We start from the raw sequence: 19,872 nt of genomic DNA on the forward strand, positions 1-19,872 counted from the left end.
ATGATTCAGGCCCCAGGAGCCCGTTCGATGAACGACGCACAGCCCCACGCAACAATCCATCCCCGACTTGAACAAGCATTGCAGATGCCGCGTATAGCCATCGAGGCGACCGAGCCGGTTCTCGACGGTGGTCGATTCGCTGCCAAGGCCATCATCGGCCATCCGGTGACCGTGACCACCAAGGTATTCGCCGATGGTCATGATCAGCTGGCCGCTGCGATCTGCTGGCGTACCAAGGACGAAAGCGGTTGGCGTCGCGCCCGTCTCAAGCTGCTCGGCAACGACAAGTGGGAAGGTCATTTCACCCCAACACAAGTGGCTGGCCACGAGTTCATGATCGAGGCCTGGTGGGACGTCTATGAGACCTACCGCTACGAGCTATCGAAAAAACATGCAGCGGGTGTTCCGGTGCAGTTGGAGCTGGAGGAAGGCCGCCTATTGCTGGAGCGCGCCAGCGGGCGGGCCATGGGAGAAACCAAGGCGATCATCGATGATCTCTTGCACCGCCTGAGCACTGCGCACCTGGATGACGAGCGTGTCTCGGTCATGCTGGCCGACGAGACGGCTGCTGCAATGGCTGATGCCGACCCGCGTGCGCATTGCAGCCAGAGCCCGGTGTTCCCGCTTGAAGTGGAGCGACCACTGGCACAGTTCGCCAGCTGGTACGAACTCTTCCCGCGGTCGGAAACCGACGATCCGAACCGCCATGGCGCCTTCCGCGACGTGCACAAGCGGCTGCCGTCGATCCGTGACATGGGCTTCGATGTGCTCTACTTCACGCCCATTCATCCCATCGGGCGCCAGCACCGTAAAGGCCGAAACAACACTCTGGAGGCCGGCCCCAACGATCCGGGCAGTCCTTATGCCATCGGCAGCGAAGACGGTGGTCACGATGCGGTCCATCCGGAGCTCGGCACGCTTGGCGACTTCCGCGACCTGGTGGCGGCGGCGCGCGACCACGGCCTGGAAATCGCGCTGGATTTCGCCATTCAGTGTTCCCAGGATCACCCCTGGCTAAAAGAACATCCGGGCTGGTTCTCCTGGCGCCCTGACGGGACCATCCGCTACGCCGAGAATCCACCGAAGAAGTACCAGGACATCGTCAACGTCGACTTCTATGCCGAAGACGCCATGCCCGACCTGTGGATCGCCTTGCGCGACGTGGTCTGGCATTGGGTGGAGCAGGGCGTGAAGATCTTCCGCGTCGATAATCCGCACACCAAACCCCTGCCTTTCTGGGAATGGATGATCGCCGATATCCGTGAGCGCGACCCGGACGTGATGTTCCTGTCCGAGGCCTTCACCCGCCCGGCTATGATGGCGCGCCTGGGCAAGGTCGGCTTCAACCAGAGCTACACCTATTTCACCTGGCGCAACAACAAGGCGGAACTGAGCGAATATTTCACCGAGCTCAACGAGCCGCCGTTGCGCGATTGCTATCGGCCAAACTTCTTCGTCAACACGCCGGACATCAACCCTTTCTTCCTGCATGACTCCGGCCGCGCCGGGTTTCTCATCCGTGCGGCGCTGGCGACCATGGGCTCCGGGCTCTGGGGCATGTATTCCGGCTTCGAGCTGTGCGAATCCGCGCCGATTCCCGGCAAGGAGGAATACCTGGACTCGGAGAAATACGAGATTCGTCCGCGCGACTATCACGCGCCGGGCAACATCGTTGCCGAGATCGCTCAGCTCAATCGCATCCGCCGTCAGAATCCAGCCTTGCAAACCCACCTCGGTTTCCAAGCCTATACGGCCTACAACGACAACATCTTCTATTTCGGCAAGCGCACGGCGGATCGTTCGAATTTCATTTTGGTCGCGGTCAGCCTTGATCCACATAACGCCCAGGAAGCGCATTTCGAGTTGCCGCTCTGGGAACTCGGCTTGCCCGATCACGCTGAAACCCGCGGCGAAGACCTTATGAATGGGCATCGCTGGACTTGGTATGGCAAGACCCAATGGATGCGGATCGAGCCCTGGCATCTGCCATTCGGTATCTGGCGTCTGAGCGCTGGGGCCCCAGACCCAGACCTCAAGTGATTTATTAAGAACAAGGCTATAACCCTATTTATCAGTAGGTTAGAAGTAACAAATGATCTGTTTTGTTACGCCTACTGGTGACCTTTGCCGTCTCGGCTGGGACCCCGCGTCCCAATCTTGAGGCAGAAAAAAGGAACGAGACATGGCCAAATCACGCAAGCCATCCGCCTTCATCACCGACCCGCTCTGGTACAAGGATGCGGTCGTTTATCAGGTCCATCTGAAATCGTTCTTCGACTCGAACAACGACGGAGTTGGGGACTTTCAAGGATTGATCGACAAGCTCGATTACATTGCCGATCTGGGCGTGAATACCATCTGGCTGTTGCCGTTCTATCCCTCACCCCGGCGTGATGACGGCTACGACATCGCCGAATACCGCGGTGTGCATCCTGACTACGGCACCATGGCCGATGCCAAGCGCTTCATTGCCGCTGCCCACAAGCGCGGGCTGAGGGTGATTACCGAACTGGTCATCAACCACACTTCGGACCAGCACCCTTGGTTCCAGCGTGCGCGCAAGGCGAAAAAGGGTTCTGCGGCGCGCGACTTTTACGTCTGGTCGGACACGGATGACAAGTACGACGGCACGCGAATCATCTTTCTCGATACCGAGGTGTCGAACTGGACCTGGGACCCGGTGGCTCAGCAGTACTTCTGGCATCGCTTCTATTCGCACCAACCGGATCTCAATTTCGACAACCCGCAGGTCATGAAGGCCGTGCTCAGCGTCATGCGCTACTGGCTCGACCTCGGCATCGACGGGTTGCGGCTCGATGCCATCCCATACCTGGTGGAGCGTGACGGAACCAATAACGAGAACCTGCCCGAAACCCATGTGGTGCTGAAACAGATACGCGCCGAGATCGACGCCAATTACCCCGACCGCATGCTCCTGGCCGAGGCCAACCAGTGGCCGGAAGACACCCAGTTGTACTTCGGCGGCGAAGACGGCGGACCGGGCGATGAATGCCACATGGCGTTCCATTTCCCGCTGATGCCGCGCATGTACATGGCGCTGGCGCAGGAAGACCGCTTCCCTATCACCGACATCCTGCGCCAGACGCCCGACATTCCGGAGAACTGCCAATGGGCAATTTTCCTGCGCAACCATGACGAGCTGACGCTGGAAATGGTGACCGACAAGGAGCGCGACTACCTCTGGAACTACTACGCCTCGGACAAGCGCGCTCGGATCAACCTCGGCATTCGCCGCCGTCTGGCGCCCCTGCTGGAACGCGACCGTCGCCGCATCGAGCTGCTCAACAGCCTGCTGCTATCGATGCCCGGCACGCCGGTGATCTATTACGGCGACGAGATCGGGATGGGCGACAACATCTTCCTCGGTGACCGAGACGGCGTGCGTACCCCGATGCAATGGTCGGTGGACCGCAATGGCGGTTTCTCCCGCGCCGACCCGCCGAGTTTGGTGCTGCCGCCAATCATGGACCCGCTGTACGGCTATCAGGCGATCAACGTCGAGGCACAACAGCGCGATCCTCACTCGTTGCTGAATTGGACGCGGCGTCTGCTCTCGATCCGCAAGCAATTCAAAGCGTTCGGACGGGGCACGCTGAAAATGCTCGCACCGAGCAACCGACGGATTCTGGCGTATTTGCGCGAATACACCGGGCCCAACGGTGATACGGAAGTCATCTTTTGCGTTGCAAACGTATCGCGCTCGGCTCAGGCCGCAGAACTGGAACTGTCGCATTACGCCGGCATGGTGCCGGTGGAAATGGTCGGCGGCAGTGCCTTCCCGCCAATCGGCCAGTTGCCGTATCTGCTGACGCTGCCTCCTTACGGTTTCTACTGGTTCCAGCTGGCAACCAGTCATCAGATGCCCAGTTGGCACCAGGAACCGGTGGAAACCATGCCCGACTTCCAAACCCTCGTGCTCAAGCGCCTGGATACGCTCACTGCAGCGAACAAGCGCATTCTCGAAACCGAGTCGCTACCGGCTTATCTGCCGAAACGGCGCTGGTTCGCCAGCAAGGATGCCGCGATCGACTCGATCAAGATCTGCTACAGCGTGCCGTTCGGCGATCCACAGCGGCCGGTATTGCTGAGCGAGATTGCCGTGGCGACGGCCGGGCGAACCGACCTTTATCAGCTGCCGCTGGGCTTCCTCAATGAAGACGATTTCAACATTGCGCTGCCACAGCAATTGGCCATGGCACGGGTGCGCCGTGGCCCGCAGGTAGGGCTGCTGACAGATGCTTTCGCGCTTAAGCAGTTCATCCTGGGCGTGATTCAAGGCTTGCGTGAAAAACAGAAACTGCCGTGCGGCGAGGGCGAGATCCGCTTCGAGCCGATCGGCGATCTGGCCAACGTGGAATTGCCGGCCGATGCCGAGGTGCGTTATCTCACGGCGGAGCAATCCAACAGCTCGGCCATCATCGGCAGCAGCATGATGATCAAGGTGCTGCGCCGGGTTTCGGCGGGCGTGCACCCGGAGTTGGAAATGGGCCGCTTCCTGACCGAGCAGGGCTTCCAGCACATTTCAGCGATGCTCGGTCAGGTCACGCGCGTCAACAAGCGGGGCGAGCCGCATGCGCTGATGGTCGTGCAGCGCTTCCTCGACAATCAGGGCGACGCCTGGGAATGGACGTTGAACACCCTGGACCGCGCCGTGCGTGACGAGCTGACCGGTGGCGTGTCCCTGGTGGAAAACCAGTATGCCGCGCTGCATGAACTGGAGGACTTCAATCGCCTGCTGGGCCAGCGTCTGGGCGAGTTGCATATGACGCTGGCTTCGGACACGGACAACCCGGACTTCGCCCACGAAACCACCACACAGGCCGACAGCGAGCAATGCGCGGCAAGCATCCGCGTCCAGCTTGGGCATGCGCTGGACGTGCTTGTCGCGCATCGCTCGGACCTAGACAGCAAGGCGGCGGCCGAGGTGGACCGGCTGATGGGATTGCGCGACGACCTGCTCGATAAGGTGGACCGGCTGGCACGCTGTGCGATTGGCGGCCTGCGCACACGCGTGCATGGCGATCTGCATCTTGGGCAGGTGCTGGTGATGCAGGGCGATGCCTATTTCATCGATTTCGAAGGCGAGCCGGCTCGCCCTTTGGAAGAGCGCCGCAGCAAGCTCTCGCCATTCAAAGATGTCGCCGGTGTACTGCGATCTTTTGAGTACGCGGCGTCCATGACCCAGCGCAACGCCCAGGGCAGCGACAGCTCGCCCGAGGCCGATGCCGCTCGCCGCCGCATCGCCGAAAGCTATCGACAGAGTGCACGCTCCACCTTCCTGGCTGCCTATCGCCAAGCGACGGAGGAGTTGCCCCATGCGTGGCGTGAGGCCAACGGAGCCGAGGCGGCGCTGGCATTGTTCAGCTTCGAGAAAACCTCATACGAAATAGCCTACGAAGCCGAGAATCGGCCAGCCTGGCTCTCGGTTCCCCTTCAAGGGCTGTCGGATATGGCACAACAACTTACCCACGGAGACTCCCATGAATGATCGTCCGGCCCTGACCATGCCCGGAGAAACCCTGCTGCCCAACGATGCCGATGTCGACGCGCTGGTGCGCGCCGAACATGGCAATCCGTTCTCGATACTGGGGCCGCACCCTGACGGTGATGGGCTGGTGGTGCGCGCCTATCTGCCCAACGCACTGAGCGTCGAGGTGCTCGAACGCTCCAGCGGCCGCTTGCTGGCAGCGATGGAGCAGGGCCAGGTGCCCGGCTTTTTCGTCACCCGGCTGACCCACTCGCAGCCTTACCTGCTGAATATTCGCTGGGCGGGCGGCGAGCAGGTCACCGAAGATCCCTACAGCTTCGGGCCGCAGCTCGGCGAGATGGATATGTATCTGTTCTCCGAAGGCAACCATCGTGAGATTGGCCGCGTGTTCGGTGCACAGCCGATGGAAGTCGAGGGCGTGCAGGGCGTGCGTTTCGCCGTCTGGGCGCCCAATGCACGACGCGTATCGGTAGTTGGCAGCTTCAACGGCTGGGACGGCCGGCGCCATCCCATGCGCCTGCGATTTCCGTCCGGCGTCTGGGAAATCTTCATTCCGCGCCTGCAGCCGGGTGAGAAGTACAAATACGAGATTCTAGGGCAGAACGGCATCTTGCCGCTGAAGGCCGATCCGATTGCGCTGGCGACCGAGCTGCCGCCCGGCACCGCTTCGGTGATTTCGCATCCGCTGGAATACGAGTGGAAGGACGAGGCCTGGCTGCAACACCGGGCCGCGCGCCAGTCCTACACCGCGCCGATGACCATCTATGAGCTGCATGCCGGCTCCTGGCGCAAGGAGGGCGGCGATAACGGGCGGCTCTACGATTGGCACGAACTGGCCGAGCGGCTGATCCCCTATGTCGTCGACCTGGGTTTCACCCATATCGAGCTGATGCCGATCATGGAACACCCCTTCGGCGGCTCCTGGGGTTATCAGCTGCTGTCGCAATTCGCGCCCAGCGCCCGCTACGGCAGCGCGCATGACTTCGCCGCCTTCGTCGATGCCTGCCACAACGCCGGCATTGGCGTGATCCTCGACTGGGTGCCGGCGCATTTCCCGACCGACGCCCATGGCCTGGGCGAATTCGACGGCACGGCGCTGTACGAATATGCGCACCCCTTCGAAGGCTTCCATCAGGATTGGGATACCTACATCTACAACCTGGGCCGCACCGAAGTGCACGGCTTCATGCTGGCTTCGGCGTTGCACTGGCTGCGTGAATTCCACGTCGACGCACTGCGTGTCGACGCGGTCGCCTCGATGCTCTATCGCGACTATTCGCGCAAGGAGGGCGAGTGGATTCCCAACCGCCACGGCGGTCGCGAGAATCTCGAAGCGATCGACTTCCTGCGACACCTTAACGACGTGGTGGCCACCGAAACGCCCGGCGCGCTGGTCATCGCCGAGGAGTCCACGGCATTTCCCGGTGTCAGCAAACCAACCTACGAGGGCGGGCTGGGCTTTGCCTACAAATGGAACATGGGCTGGATGCACGACACGCTCAAGTACATTCAGGAAGACCCGATCAACCGCCAGTATCACCATGACAAGCTGACCTTCGGCATGGTCTACGCCTACTCGGAGCATTTCGTGCTGCCGATTTCCCATGATGAAGTGGTTCACGGCAAGGGTTCGCTGATCGACAAAATGCCCGGTGATCGCTGGCAAAAGTTCGCCAACCTGCGGGCGTACCTGTCGTTCATGTGGACGCATCCGGGCAAGAAGCTGTTGTTCATGGGCAGCGAGTTCGGCCAGTGGCGCGAATGGAGTCACGACCGCGAACTGGACTGGCATCTGCTCGAGGAGGCCGACCACCGCGGTGCGCAGAACCTGGTACGGGATATCAACCGTCTGTACGCACATGAGCCTGCCTTGCATGAGCTGGACAGCGATCCGCAGGGTTTCCAGTGGCTGATCGGCGATGACCGCGCCAACAGCGTGTTCGCCTGGCTGCGCAAGAGCTCGACCGGGTATCCGCTGTTGGTGGTAGGCAACTTCACGCCAGTGGTACGAGAGGGCTATCGGGTAGGCGTTCCGGTAGAGGGTCGCTGGGAGGAAATCTTCAACAGCGATGCCGGATGCTACGGCGGCTCCAACGTGGGCAATGGTGGAGGTCTGCTGGCCGAACAGGTGCCTTCCCATGGACAGGACGTATCGCTGATGCTCACGCTTCCGCCGCTGGGGGTGGTGATACTGCGACCACAGGAGTAGCGGTCGTCACGACTGGGGCGTCCATACTTAGGCGTCCCAGTCCATCGGTCCTCGCTCGGCGTCCTGCCTCGCGTCCTTGTGCACCACGTCCACTCGGCCTCCTGACGGGAACGAAGTCCGTACCGCCTGAAGACTTTCGATACCTACTATGGCTTTTATTATTTTTAGACGAACTGTCAGACAACTCCAGACGCCCCATCAGGAGGGTGAGCGTAATCGTTGCGTAGAGGGGCGAGCCGCATGGATGCGGCGAGAGCCGTAATGGGTCGGGGCCGCCATCGGTATGGATGGCCCTTGTACGGCGACCCTCGGAGCGGCGATGGAGTGAACGAACCCGGAGCGAAGCGCGGGGCCGGATGCAGGGGCAAGCGTTTTTGGTTACTTTTTCCGCGTCTGGAAAAAGTGACTCGCCCAGCAGGGCGAAACCAAGCTTTCAAGTGACTCGCTAATTGCGCCATGAACGCAAAACGTTCTTTCACCACACCCAATCTTGCCAGCTCGTCATCAAGTTTTTGCGTCCCTGAAAAGCGCGATGTACCACGAAAAAGCCGGAGCATCGCTCCGGCTTTTTCATATCCGTCTTCCGCTATCGGCTGACGGCCTTTTCTGCGTTTGGCTCTTCCGGGGAATCTTCGTTGGGTTGCGCCTCGTTGCTCGAGCGCAGCTTCTTCGCCCGCGCTTCCAGCACGACGTAGAGAATGGTGGCGAAGAACAGAGGCACCAGGAAATACACGACGCGGTAACCGATCAGGCCGGCAACGATTGCGCCTTTGCTAAGTTCCCCGCCCAGCATGGCCACGAACACCGCCTCGATCACACCCAGCCCAGCCGGAATGTGGGCGATCACGCCGGCGATGCTGCTGATCATGAGAATGCCTAGGACCTCGGGGTAGGGTGCCTTCTGCGACAACATGAAATAAACGACCAGCGCCATCAGCGACCAGTTGGCCGCACCCAGCAGCATCTGCAGAGCAGCCAGCCGCAGCGAGGGCAGATGGATCTCGTGCTTGCGTATGGTCCAGTGACGGCGCTTGGAGAAACCACAGGCCCACAAGTACACCGCCGCGGCTACCAGCAGGCCGACGCCGAGCACACGCAACGCGGTGTGGCCTATTTCCCAAGAGTCCGGTGGAGTGATCCAGCCCATGGCAAAGATCAGCCCGGCCAGCCAGATATAGCCGAGCCAATTGGTCAGCACGCTCATGGTGAACACACGGGTGATCTGCGACGCCCTCAAGCCAAGGCGGGAATAGAGGCGATAGCGCAACGCGATGCCGCCGACCCAGGCGCTAAGATTCAGGTTGAAGGCGTAGCACACGAAGGTCACAGGGATAATTTGCCGAACCGGCAGGTTGTGCTGCGCATAACGCTTGCCAAGCACGTCGAACAAGCAATAGACGACATAACTGGCGAAGGCCGCGGCACCGGCCATCCACAACGTCCTAGCGCTGTAGTTGCGCAAGGTGGTGTAGACCTCATTCCAGTCGACGTTGCGGGCAAGGCTGATCAGCAAGCCGGCAACCAGAATGAAGAAGACGTAGGTCAGGATCTTCTTGATCAGCGGCCAGCGACGTCGCCAGCCAGTGCGTGGCTCAGCGGGGTTGGACTCGGTCATTGCTGATCTCGCTGCAAGGGAGGCTGAACGGGCTCCAACGGCTCGGCATCAAGCAGCTGCAGCTTTGGGCGGTGAGCGGGGAACAGGCCCACCATCTGTGGAAAATGGCGCAGGAAATGGAAGATGAAGAAAGCCAGCGGCGCGCGCCACCAGTAACCACGAACCATGCGCTCTAGCGGAATCCGCCGGCAGTCGTCCTGCAGCAGTTGGTCAAGCTTCTCGTGGAGCTGCCGGTTGAAGTTGTGATCGCGGATGATCAGATTCGCCTCGAGGTTCAACGAGAGGCTGAGCGGGTCGAGGTTGCTCGAGCCAACCGTGGACCACTCGTAGTCCGCCAATGCAACCTTGCCGTGCAGCGGCCGACGGCAATACTCATGGATTTCCACGCCGTCGCTCATCAGGTAGTTGTAGAGAATGCGTGCGCCGAACTTGGCGATCGGCATGTCTGGCTGGCCCTGCAGGATCAGCCGCACCCGCACGCCGCGGCGGGCTGCGTTACGGATTTCGCGCAACACGCGATAACCGGGGAAGAAGTAGGCATTGGCAATCAACAGCCGCGAGCGTGCATCACGTATCGCTTGCAGGTAGTGCTGCTCGATATCAGTGCGGTGCTCGTTGTTGTCACGCGTCACGAACAGCGCACGCGCCTCGCCCCGGCTGACGCCAACGTACCCGTTGCTTTGCGTACGCACCCGACGCTGCCACCAGCGCCGGTTCGCCTGCTCTGGCGCAATGGTGCTGAGGGCGAAGCGATGGATGTCGTGAATGATTGGACCTTCGACCCGCAGGGCGTAGTCCTGCTTGGCGCCTGGCCCGTAGTCACCGAGGTGGTCGGCGGAAAAGTTGATTCCGCCAATGAAGGCGAGCTCGCCATCTACCACGACGATTTTGCGGTGCATGCGGCGGAATACGTTGAGCCGCCAGCCCATCAGTCGTTTGCCGGGATCGAACACGTGGATCCGCACCCCGGCACTGGTCATCGCGGCGGCAAAGTCGCCGTCCAGGTCCGCCGAGCCATAGCCATCCACGGTAACGTCGACGCTCACGCCGCGTTGGGCTGCGGCAATGAGAACTTTCTGCAGCTCCTGGCCTACCTTGTCCTTGAAGAAAATGAAGGTTTCCAGCAGGACCTCTTTTTTTGCGGCCGCAATGGCCTCGAACACGGCAGGAAAGAATTCCTCGCCGTTTTCCAGCAACTGAAGGCGATTACCGTCTCTCCAGTGAAAATTCATAGATGTATCTCCACCGCCAAGGGCAGATGATCGGACAAGTGTGTCCAAGGTTTGTTACCAAGTATTTGCGGTTTGTGGCTGGTGGCGTTGCGCACGTAAATGCGATCCAGGCGCAGCATGGGCCAGCGTGCCGGGAAGGTCTTTGCGACTTTGCCCTGGGATACTGCGAACACCTCATGCATACCGGCGCAGCGATCCAGCACCTGAGCACCTTTCAGCCGCCAATCGTTGAAGTCCCCGGCCACGACCACGGGCGCATCTTCGGGCAAGGAATCGAGCAGGTTGCAGAGCAGGCGCAGTTGCTGCTGCCGGTGGGATTCGCGCAAGCCCAGATGCACGCAGATCGCGTGGAATTGGTCATGGCCCGGTACCTGCAGCACGCTGTGTAACAAGCCGCGGCGCTCCGGTCCAGCTATGGAAATATCCAGATTCTCGTACTTCGTGATGGGAAACTTGGACAGCAGCGCATTGCCATGATCGCCGTCCGGGTAAACGGCGTTGCGGCCGTAGGCGAAATCGGTCCAGATGCTGTCGGCGAGAAACTCGTACTGCGACATTTTCGGCCAGTCATGAAAGCGCAGGGCATGCTTTTCATGAGTGCCCAACACTTCCTGCAGGAACACGATATCGGCGGATACGGCCCTGACCGCTTCGCGCAGCTCCGGGAGGATGAATCGCCGGTTCAGCGCGGTGAAGCCTTTGTGGGTATTGACGGTCAGCAGGCGGACCGAATTGACCGCCGTGGACATGTGCGCGTCCAGGTCGCTGCTGTCGAGTGGATGGTTCTTGTCCAGATTCACGCCAGTACTCCTTCCAGATGGCCCGGAGTGGTTTCCAGGTCTTCCTCCAGTCCGAGCCGGCGCAACAACTGTCGCGCGTCATATGGGGCCCGGACCTTCACGTCATTATCGAAATAGCAGTAGACCGCTCGCGCCTTGCGTGGACGGGGCTTGGTCGTGGAAATCAGCTGAGCGTCGTCGGGTTGCCGTCCCTCGCTCCAGCGTTTGATGCGCTGGCACCAGTTATCCAGCGCCTCGTCGCTGTAACCGCTGGTGTAAAGCTCCTCGGCGCCGTGCAGGCGGATGTAGACGAAATCGCTGGTCAGATCCTCGCGATAGGGCCATTTACCCGCGGTGTCGGCCACCACTAGTGCGACCTTGTACTTGCGCAGTAGCGCAATGAACGCGGGGTCGACGAAGCTTTCGTTGCGGATCTCCACGGCATGGCGCAGCTGGCGCTTTCGGTCGATCTGCAAATAGCTGCGGCCCTCCATGCGCGCCTCGCAACCTTTGGCGACTTCCAGAGCGGCCTCGGTATCGTGGGGCAGCAGTTTGAGAAAAGTCTCGAACAGCTCGGGGTCGAATTTGAACGACGGCGGGAATTGCCAGAGCATCGGTCCGAGCTTGTCCTTGAGCGCCAGCACGCCAGAGGCGAGGAAGTTGGCGATGGGCTTTTCCACGTCGCGCAATCGAAGAATGTGCGTGATGTAACGCGGCGCCTTGACGCTGAAGACGAAGCCTTTCGGCGTCTCGTCATACCAGGCGGCGTACAGCTCGGGCCGCTGCAGGGAATAGAACGACCCGTTGATCTCGATACTGCTTACGGCACGCGACGCGAACTTCAATTCGTTCTTCTGGGTGAGGCCCTTGGGATAGAAATCTCCGCGCCAGGGTGCGTAGCGCCAGCCTGAAATTCCGATATGGATGGCTGCCATCGCTTGCTCCTGTGGTTATCGCGGGTTCTGCATGCTGGTCGGATCGCTGGCCGGAAAGGTATCGGCGACCGCCTTATCGATCACGGTCTCTTCCGATCCGGCGCCGGAAGGGTTGCTGCGCTGTGGCTGCAACTCAACCTTGATCCAGCCGCGTTCACGCCGATCGAAGGCCTCGAACGCAGCGATGACGTCGGTCATCGGCTTTATTTGAGTCAGGATCTTCGCCGGGTCGATTCGCCGCGCCTGGATCATTTCGATCAGCCGTGGAATGTATTTGCGATGGTGGCAGTTGCCCATGTTCATGGTGATGTTCTTGTTCATCGCCATGCCGATGGGAAAGGTCATGGCATCCGGCGGATAGACACCGATGATCGACAGCGTGCCGGCTTTCGCCAGGCTCTGCACCGCCCACTCCAGCGCTTGCGAAGGAGCGTCGCCCGGCTGCCATTGGCCGCCTTGATCCGCCTTCGCGCCGTCGGCCGGCTTGCCCCCGCAACAACCGTGTTCGGCATCGATGCCCACTGCATCGATGACTCGATCTACACCAATGCCAGACGTGAGGCGCTTGAGTGTCTCGACCGGCTCTTCCCGGTTGAAATCGATGATTTCAGCGCCCTGATTTTGGGCCATGCGCAGCCGGTCCTCGAACTGGTCGATCGCAAATACCCGACCGGCGCCCAGAAGTTTGGCGCTGGCGATCGCGAATTGGCCGACCGGACCACAGCCGAACACCGCGACCGTATCGCCGGGCTTGATCTCGGCCATTTCGGCGCCGAAATAGCCAGTCGGGAAAATGTCGGAGAGCAGGATCGCCTGGTCATCGCTGACCTCGGGTGGCAGCTTGACCAGACCGATGTTAGCAAACGGAATGCGCGCCTTTTCCGCCTGCAACCCGTGGAACGGGCCGGTAGCGGATGGGCCACCATAGAAAGCCGTGCCGGCCTCCTTGCCGTTGGGGTTGGCCACGTCGCATTGAGCGAAATAGCCCGAGCGGCAGTAGGAGCAGTTACCGCAGGCGATGGTCGACGGGATCACCACCCGATCGCCGATCTGTAGGTTGCGCACGTCCGCACCGAGCTCTTCGACGATGCCCACGGCTTCGTGACCCAGGATGGTGCCGGGGTTCATGCCGCTGAACGTGCCCCGCACGAAGTGCAGATCGGTTCCGCAAATTGCGGAGGCGGTAATGCGCACAATGGCGTCGGTTGGGGCTTCGATGCGCGGGTCGGCTACGTCTTCGAGGCGGATGTCGCCCACACCGTGATAAACAACTGCTTTCATAGCGTCTCCGGGGCGGCGGCGCGATGCCGCAGAGGTGGATCTGGCCTTGCGCGCAGTCCGCGCCAAGGTCAGGTGATGCGGAGCCAACCAGGCCCCTCGCATCTATTCCGACTGGCGTCGCCAGCGGCAGTTCACCTTTTGTCGTCTGCGCCACTTAGCAGATCTGGTGCTACAGCGCCCAGGGCTGAGGGCCGGAGAAGGCTTCGGCTAGATAGTCGATCATCACCCGGACTTTGGCCGGCGGGCGTCGGTCGGGTGGATAGAGGATGTAAATGCCGTCGATGATCAGCGCGGGATGATCCAGCTCCAGCACGACTAAGTCGCCACGGCGCACCGCATCCGCGGCAATGAATTGCGGGCCGTAGAGGAGCCCTTGTCCACGCACGGCCGCGACGAGCAACGCCTCGCCATTGTTGGCCAGCAGGTCGCCATCGACCTTTGCCCGTATGTCGCCGTTGCGTCCGAATACCCATTCGTGCGCGCTGGTGGAGGTCGACAGGCTGTACAGCAGGCAATTGTGTTGTGCCAGATCGGCGACTCGGCGTGGCACGCCACGGGTGTCCAGATAGGTGGGCGCAGCGCACAACACCAGCGGGACTTCACCGAGCTTGCGGGCCTGAAGCGAGCTGTCGCCGAGTCGCCCGATGCGTACCGCCATGTCCCAACCGCCGTCGATGAGATCGACCCGACTGTCAGACAGCCCTAACTCCACCTTCACCGCTGGATGCCGGCGGCTGAACTCGAACAGCAGCGGAGCGATGTAATGGATGCCGAACACCAGCGGCACATTGAGTCGCAGCAGACCGGTCGCCTCGACGCGCTGCGAAGCGATGCCGGCCTCGGTTTCGTCAATATCGAGAAGGATTCGCTGGCAGGCGTCAAGGTAACGATTGCCGGCTTCGGTGAGTGTCAGCCGCCGCGTACTGCGGTGAAACAGCTTGATGCCCAGGCGCACCTCCAGAGCGTCGATATGCTTGGTCGCCATGGCCGGCGACATGCCCAGATGGCGTGCCGCAGCGGACAGGCTCCCGGCACTGCTTGCCCGCACGAACACGCGCATGCTGGTGATACGGTCGAGCATATCGGCTCCTACTCCTGGTGATAAGTGTTAGCTAATTTTTGCGGGTTCTAGCGTTCCGGATGGTAATCCATACTGCTCGCACGTTCATTTCAAGAGGCCATGGCCATGCAAATGTCCGACATTTCTCGGGATGGCGAGCGCATGCCGACCCTGTTCGTGCCGCACGGCGCGGGGCCGTGTTTTTTCATGGACTGGAATCCGCCCCATGCCTGGGACGCCACGGCTCGGTTCCTCAAAAGCATTGCTGCGAGCCTGCCGGCGAAGCCGAAGGCCATCGTGTTGATTTCGGGGCATTGGTTGGAAGACGAGTTCCGTGTCACTGGCGGCGCACAGCCAGGGCTGATCTATGACTACTACGGTTTCCCGGAGCACACGTATGAATTGCGCTACCCGGCGCCAGGCAATCCAGCGCTGGCATCACGGATTATCGAGTTGCTGGGGGCAGCGGGAATGGCTTCGAGCCGGGACGATGAGCGCGGCTACGATCACGGCGTGTTCATCCCGCTGAAATTGATGTTTCCCGATGCGAAAATCCCGGTCGTGCAGTTGTCGCTACGCAACGATCTCGATCCGCAGGCGCTGCTCGATGCGGGCCAAGCGCTGGCTGGGCTGCGTGATGAGGGTGTTCTGATCGTCGGCAGCGGCATGAGTTTTCACAATATGCGTGGCTATGGCGATGCCCGGTTCGGGCCGATTTCAGATGAGTTCGACGCTTGGCTGAGTTCGACGGTCGAATCGGAACCGATGCGCCGTAACGCCGCGCTTCTGCGCTGGGAACAAGCGCCTTCGGCGCGGCTGTGTCACCCGCCGCGTGGCGAGGAGCACCTGTTGCCGCTGTTGGTGGTGGCCGGAGCGGTAGGTGATTCCACCGGACGCAAGCTGTTCAGTGACCGCGTCATGGAAACCGCGCTCTCGGCGTTCGGTTTTGGTGTTGAGTAGTGCCAGCCTCTACGATGCCAGACCGTATCTCCAAATCATCTAAGAGAACCGGACCCCAAATATCGGCCTGTATGCTCCTTCGCAACAGGCCAGCGCAACCACGGACGCGCATTGCGCGTCAAAGGAGGAATAGTTGAAAGCATCATCCGAAACGGCGACCGCCACGGTCGCAACCGAAAACCCATCTCGACTGATCAACCGGCTCTGCAAGCACTGGGGCCACAAGTTTCCCGTACAGCACGATGAGCAGAAGGGTGAGATCGAGCTGCCTATCGGCAATTGCCGGCTACAGGTCACTGAAGGCGGACTGCAGGTCGTGGTCGAGGCCGAAGAGTCAGAGCAGCTGCAGAATCTGCAACAGGTGGTGGCCGATCATCTGGAACGCATGGCGACTGGCGAAATGCTGAGCTTTACCTGGCAATGATTCAAACGGACGGTGGAGGAGCAAAAGCGATGATTCACGACTCGAGAGAGCGTTACGGGAAGGTCAGTAAATGGTTTCACTGGCTGATGGGCGGGCTGATCATTTGGCAATTGCTTAAGTTTGGCGACCGCATCAGCGAAGGTGAACATTGGATTGGCCAGACGCTCGTGCCCTGGCACGTCTCCATCGGCGCGCTGCTGTTGGTGCTGATCGTTTTGCGCATATTCTGGGCATCGAGCCAGCTCAAGCAACGTCCGCTGCATGATCCGGCGACGGCATTCGTAGTCAAGGCAGGACACTTCGCGTTGTACGTCGGCATGTTGTTGATGCCTATTACCGGCTTGCTGACCATGCTGGGTAACGGCTATGGACTGAAAGTGTTCGGCATGCAATTGGTAGCCAAAGGCCCGGAGATCGATTGGGCAGCCAGCGTCGGCAGCCTGCATTCGCCGCTGGCCTGGATCATGGTGGTGCTGGTGATCGGGCATATCGGCATGGCTTTGCTCCACCATTTCGTCAAACGTGACGACATCATGCGGCGGATGCTGTAAGCGGCTTCAGCGCTCGCTAAGGGCGAAGTTGGGCAGCGAATCCACCGGCTGGGTAAAACGGAAGGGGACAGATACCAAGCTGTCCCCGATGTCTTTCTGCACTACGAAATGCAAATGCGGCCCCGTGCTGCGTCCGGTGTTGCCGGATTGGCCCAGGAGGCTACCGACCTTCACCTGCTGACCCGCCTTCACCTGCACCGAACCACGCTTCAAATGCAGGTAAGCACTATGCGTACCGTCATCGTGGAGAATTCGCACGTAGTTCCCCGCCGGGTCCGGCCGGCGTCCGTGTTGGTCATTGCGCACCTTTACCACCGTACCCGCACGTGCCGCAACGATCGGCGTGCCTACCGGCATGGCGACATCCACGGCAAAGCGGCCTTTGGGCGAGTTGTGGCTGAAATCGCCACCGGCCCCCTGTGAAATACGAAACGGACCGCCTTTCCAGGGCAGCGCATAGGCGTAGCCGCCCACCGAACCTTTCTTGCCCGGCTCCGGCGAGTAGATCAGCGAATAGCTGAACGACTGCTGATACATCAAGGGGTAGCCGGACTGACGCTTGCGCAAGGTGGCGATACGCATACGGGTGCGAGCGGGAACTGTCTTGCGCACCACGCCGTTGCCGACGCCCGCGACATTGACCATTCGTGTCAGGCGCAGCACCACCTCGACCGGCACGTCCGTATCGTTGCGCACGTCCATCGCCTTGCCGGAGCCAACGCGGTTCACGAATAGCCGGACGCTACCGGCTTTGCCCGCCGGGAGCGTCGCATTGGTGATGGCGCCACCGGCCAGAACGGGCAGGGCGCTGATGGAAATGAAGATCAGCAGAGCAAGTGAAACGATCAGCCGAGTCGAAGCCATAAGGTGCGATCCGTCACGGAAGGGACAACCCGCCTGCGGCTGGCAGAACAAATCCGTCGAGTTTTCTTGAATGCCGCGCTGGGGGTTGGGACTGGAGACATCCGCGAGGGTTCATACCGCACGTCGAGAACCATCGAAGGGTTGAGTACCTGCTGGCGGGGCCGTTATTAAGTCGAAGCCCCGTTGTCGGGGCTTCGCGATTGATGATGTCGCGGCGTTATTCCTCTTCCTTGATCAACTCGAACAGCAGCAGCGAGCGGCCGGTCAGTCCGTATTCATCGCTGAATTCGAAACGCTCGGCGCGTGCGACGGGGTTGTTGGTGTCGATCAAGCGGTTCCAGTAAATGCCTTGAGGTACTTCCGGCAGGGTGAAATTCACGATGTCGTGATGTGAGTTGACGACCAGCAGTAAGGTTGCGTCGGAACCGGCCTTGCGAATGCCGGTAGCCTGCGCGCGGCCATCGAGCAACATGCCCATGCAGCGGTTGTTGCCGTCTTCCCAGTGTTCGACGGACATTTCCTCCGCGTGCGGCGCGAGCCAGGTGACGTCCTTGACGCCAAGGTCCTCGTTGTAGGCACCGACCAGGAAACGTCCACGACGTAGCATCGGGTAGCGCTGGCGCAGGCGAATCAGTTTACGAACGAAGGCCTGCAAGGTCCGGCTATCTTCGGGGATATCCCAGTTCACCCAGCCGATTTCGCTGTCCTGGCAGTAGGCGTTGTTGTTGCCGTGCTGGGTCCGCGCGAACTCATCGCCGGCAACGATCATCGGCGTGCCCTGCGAAAACAGCAGCGTGGCGAAGAAGTTGCGCATCTGACGGAAGCGCAGCTCGTTGATTTCCGGATCGTCGGTCGGGCCCTCAACACCGTGATTCCAGGAGATGTTGTTGTCGCTGCCGTCGCGGTTGTCTTCGTCGTTATCTTCGTTGTGCTTGTGGTTGTAGGACACCAAATCCTTGAGTGTGAAGCCGTCGTGCGCCGTCACGAAGTTGACCGAACTGAACGGGCGGCGACCGCGCTGGTTGAACAAATCGCCCGAGCCGGTGAGGCGGCTGGCGAAGTCGGCCAGCTGGCCGTCGTCACCTCTCCAGAATGCTCTCACGGTGTCCCGGTATTGATCGTTCCACTCAGCCCAGCCAGGTGGGAAGCCGCCGACTTGATAGCCGCCCGGACCGCAGTCCCAAGGCTCGGCGATGAGTTTTGTCTTGGCCAGTACCGGGTCCTGACGACAGGCGACGAGGAAGCCATGGCGCTCGTCATAACCGTCGTGCTCGCGACCCAGAATGGTCGCCAGATCGAAGCGGAAGCCATCGACGTGCATTTCTTCAGCCCAGTAGCGCAGGGAGTCGGTGACCATTTGGACCACGCATGGATGGCTCATATCCAGCGTGTTGCCGGTGCCCGAGTCATTGATGTAGTAGCGCTTTTCATCAGGCATCAGCCGGTAGTAGGACACGTTGTCGATGCCGCGCATGGACAGGGTCGGGCCCAGCTCGTTGCCTTCGGCGGTGTGGTTGTAAACCACATCGAGAATGACTTCGAGGTCGGCGTTGTGCAGGTGCGCGACCATCTCTTTGAACTCGCTGATCTTGCCGCTGGCCAGGTATTTCGGATGCGGCGCGAAGAAGGCAATGCTGTTGTAGCCCCAGTAGTTGCTCATGCCTTTCTCCAGCAGATGCTGGTCCTGAACGAAGGCATGAATGGGTAGAAACTCGATCGATGACACGCCGAGCTTGCTCAAGTAGTCGACTACCTCGGGTGTCTTGAAGCCGCCGAAGGTGCCGCGCATGTCTTCGGCCACCGATGGATGTCGCATGGTGAAGCCACGTACGTGGGTCTCGTAAATGATGGTGCGATCCCAGGGGACCTGGACCGGACGGTCGTGGCCCCAGGTGAAGGCCGGATCGATGATCTTGCATTTTGGAACGAAGGGCGCGCTGTCACGCTCATCGAAGCTGAGGTCGGCGTCGGGATGGCCGATGGTGTACCCGAACAGCGCCTCGGACCATTTCAGCTCGCCCACCAGTTGCTTCGCATACGGGTCGATCAAAAGTTTGTTGGGATTGAAACGGTGACCGGCTTCGGGCTCGTAGGGGCCGTGCACGCGATAGCCATAGATTTGTCCCGGATGGGCGTCCGGCAGGTAGCCATGCCAGATCTCGTCGGTGTATTCGGGCAGCTCGATACGCTCGAGCTCGGTTTCGCCATCGGCATCGAACAGGCACAGCTCAACCTTGGTGGCGTTCGCGGAAAAGATCGCGAAGTTGACGCCCAGCCCGTCCCAGGTGGCGCCAAGCGGGAAGGGGAGGCCTTCGCGAATACGCGAAGAGGTCAGAATCTGAGGCGCCGCAGGCTTTTTTCTACTCATGAAATCTCCGATGGCAGCTCGTGCTCGTACTCTTGATTGAGGTTGAGGCTGTGCAAGATGATCGAACACCTCGGCCGCCCGACTC

General features: G+C 60.6%; 12 protein-coding genes and 1 pseudogene. 5 read left to right on the forward strand and 8 right to left on the reverse strand.

All coding sequences use genetic code 11. From position 1 onward, the window contains the following. The first annotated feature begins 27 nt into the window (after window positions 1-27). The 3 genes from NA647_RS15875 to glgB all read left to right on the forward strand — a co-directional run bounded on the left by NA647_RS15875 (window position 28) and on the right by glgB (window position 7,718). The gene (locus tag NA647_RS15875) at window positions 28-2,040 is read left to right on the forward strand and encodes an alpha-1,4-glucan--maltose-1-phosphate maltosyltransferase (protein ID WP_256058570.1); all 2,013 of its coding nucleotides are present in this window, start codon (window positions 28-30) and stop codon (window positions 2,038-2,040) included. A gap of 142 nt (window positions 2,041-2,182) precedes the next feature. Continuing rightward, the gene (gene treS / locus NA647_RS15880) at window positions 2,183-5,509 is read left to right on the forward strand and encodes a maltose alpha-D-glucosyltransferase (RefSeq protein WP_256058571.1); all 3,327 of its coding nucleotides are present in this window, start codon (window positions 2,183-2,185) and stop codon (window positions 5,507-5,509) included. After that, window positions 5,502-7,718 (forward strand): 1,4-alpha-glucan branching protein GlgB, encoded by a 2,217-nt coding sequence (gene glgB, locus NA647_RS15885; protein WP_256058572.1) that lies wholly within the window; start codon window positions 5,502-5,504, stop codon window positions 7,716-7,718. The genes treS and glgB overlap by 8 nt, the downstream gene beginning before the upstream one ends. A 586-nt stretch (window positions 7,719-8,304) precedes the next feature. On the opposite strand, the gene NA647_RS15890 is transcribed toward glgB, so the two are convergent. From NA647_RS15890 to NA647_RS15915, 6 genes are all read right to left on the reverse strand, one after another. After that, window positions 8,305-9,333, reverse strand: coding sequence for a lysylphosphatidylglycerol synthase domain-containing protein (locus NA647_RS15890; RefSeq protein ID WP_256058573.1), 1,029 nt, complete (start codon window positions 9,331-9,333; stop codon window positions 8,305-8,307). Next, window positions 9,330-10,565: a cardiolipin synthase ClsB gene (gene clsB / locus NA647_RS15895; RefSeq protein WP_256058574.1), complete on the reverse strand. Its 1,236-nt coding sequence runs from the start codon at window positions 10,563-10,565 to the stop codon at window positions 9,330-9,332. The genes NA647_RS15890 and clsB overlap by 4 nt, the downstream gene beginning before the upstream one ends. Next, window positions 10,562-11,365, reverse strand: coding sequence for an endonuclease/exonuclease/phosphatase family protein (locus NA647_RS15900; RefSeq protein ID WP_256058575.1), 804 nt, complete (start codon window positions 11,363-11,365; stop codon window positions 10,562-10,564). Before NA647_RS15900 ends, clsB begins: the two co-directional genes overlap by 4 nt. Beyond that, entirely contained in the window at window positions 11,362-12,279 is a 918-nt protein-coding gene (locus tag NA647_RS15905) for a DUF72 domain-containing protein (RefSeq protein ID WP_256058576.1), read from the reverse strand. Before NA647_RS15905 ends, NA647_RS15900 begins: the two co-directional genes overlap by 4 nt. A 15-nt stretch (window positions 12,280-12,294) precedes the next feature. Further along, on the reverse strand, window positions 12,295-13,560 hold the full coding sequence (locus NA647_RS15910) for a zinc-dependent alcohol dehydrogenase (RefSeq protein ID WP_256058577.1): 1,266 nt from the start codon (window positions 13,558-13,560) through the stop codon (window positions 12,295-12,297). A 169-nt stretch (window positions 13,561-13,729) separates the two neighbouring features. Beyond that, window positions 13,730-14,641 carry a LysR family transcriptional regulator gene (locus tag NA647_RS15915; RefSeq protein ID WP_256058578.1) on the reverse strand — a complete coding sequence of 304 codons (912 nt, stop codon included), beginning with the start codon at window positions 14,639-14,641 and terminating at the stop codon, window positions 13,730-13,732. A gap of 105 nt (window positions 14,642-14,746) precedes the next feature. Between NA647_RS15915 and NA647_RS15920 the strand changes: the two genes are divergently transcribed. After that, on the forward strand, window positions 14,747-15,580 hold the full coding sequence (locus tag NA647_RS15920) for a DODA-type extradiol aromatic ring-opening family dioxygenase (protein WP_423836487.1): 834 nt from the start codon (window positions 14,747-14,749) through the stop codon (window positions 15,578-15,580). Window positions 15,581-15,713: 133 nt separating this feature from the next. Next, window positions 15,714-16,555, forward strand: a pseudogene (locus NA647_RS19720) (DUF2218 domain-containing protein). A 6-nt stretch (window positions 16,556-16,561) separates the two neighbouring features. On the opposite strand, the gene NA647_RS15935 reads toward NA647_RS19720, so the two are convergent. Together NA647_RS15935 and glgX are read right to left on the reverse strand one after the other, a co-directional pair. Beyond that, the gene (locus tag NA647_RS15935; protein WP_256058580.1) at window positions 16,562-17,419 is read right to left on the reverse strand and encodes a M23 family metallopeptidase; all 858 of its coding nucleotides are present in this window, start codon (window positions 17,417-17,419) and stop codon (window positions 16,562-16,564) included. Between the two features lie 217 nt (window positions 17,420-17,636). Continuing rightward, complete coding sequence (gene glgX / locus NA647_RS15940; protein ID WP_256058581.1) at window positions 17,637-19,787, reverse strand: glycogen debranching protein GlgX; 2,151 nt, start codon at window positions 19,785-19,787, stop codon at window positions 17,637-17,639. Between the last annotated feature and the right edge of the window lie 85 nt (window positions 19,788-19,872).

The sequence above is a fragment of the Stutzerimonas stutzeri genome (assembly GCF_024448985.1).
GTDB classification, from domain to species: Bacteria; Pseudomonadota; Gammaproteobacteria; order Pseudomonadales; family Pseudomonadaceae; genus Stutzerimonas; species Stutzerimonas stutzeri_AP.